This is a genomic window from Bradyrhizobium lablabi (assembly GCF_001440475.1).
Lineage (GTDB): Bacteria > Pseudomonadota > Alphaproteobacteria > Rhizobiales > Xanthobacteraceae > Bradyrhizobium > Bradyrhizobium lablabi.
The window spans coordinates 1-1,106 of record NZ_LLYB01000004.1; the positions used below are offsets into that span (position 1 = coordinate 1).

Sequence of the window (1,106 nt, forward strand, 5' to 3'; positions counted from 1 at the left end):
CGAGCGCCGACATCGCGTTGCCGGTGCCGATGATCGACAGATCGGCGTTGGTGCCGGTCGAGATCTGCAGCGCGCCGGCAACGATGGAGGATTTGGTCTGACCGCTGGCCGTGCTCGGCGTTGCCGCACCCGCAGAAATCGACACCGTCTGCACGCCGGTAGCGAAGTCAATCGCATTCAGCACGTCGGCGACGGTGCCCTGGTTGAGGTAGACCGTCGAGTTGCCATTGCCGTCGGTAACGGTGTTGCCGGTGACGCCCGATCCAGTCGGAACGTTGCCGGCCGCCGGCGTACCACCGTTCTTGAAGGTGATCGTCTTGCCATTCACGTTCAGCGTCGAGCCGTCCTGGACAAGGCTGCCGAGGGCGCCGCCCGCCGTGGTGCGGGTCGCGTTCACCGTGGCATTGCCGGAACCGGTTGCGGTCGTCAGGCCCAGTGCCTTCAGCATGTCGGCCTTGCCGACGATGTTGAGATCAGCGCCGGTCGAGGTCGTGAGCGTGATCGCGCCGGTACCGTTGATTGCCGCGGCCGTCTGGCCGGCGTTCGTGGTAATCGTCGCCACTCCCCCCGACACGGCGGCGTTCTTGACACCGCTGGCGATATCGACCGCGGTCAGGATATCGCCGACCGTCGCGGCCGATTGCGTCGCGCTCGCCCCGAGATAGATGATCGAGTTGCCATTGCCGTCGCTCGCGATGTTGCCGCTAACGCCATAGCCGGCCGGCAAAGACGCCGCCGCCGCTGCACCCGCCTTGAAGCTGATGGTTTTGCCATTGACGGTAAAGCTCGTGCCGTCACCGAATTGCGTGGTGGCGGCGGCGCTCAAGGCGCCGGTAGTGTCAAAGATCCTGGTGGCGGCCGTAATAGCCGCTGGCGTATTGCTGTTAACGTTCGAGCCGGTCACGGTTCCCGCCGTGCCGCCGAGCGTGGTCGTGCCAGTCGCTGCGGTCACACCGCCGGCCGTACCGTCGAACAGCACGTTGGAAAGCGCGTTTGCGCTGGTGTAGGTCGTGGTGCCGCGCAGGTCGGTGGCGGTGGCACCGGCGATCGTCGCGGAGACGTTCGACTTGGTGGAGTAGCCGACCGCGCTCTGCAGCGCCTGGTTG

General features: G+C 66.0%; 1 protein-coding gene. It reads right to left on the minus strand.

Annotated elements, in window-relative coordinates; genetic code table 11:
- The coding region (locus tag CQ14_RS00020; RefSeq protein WP_156434576.1) for a DUF1522 domain-containing protein at positions 1-1,106 on the minus strand (1,106 nt) is incomplete at both ends.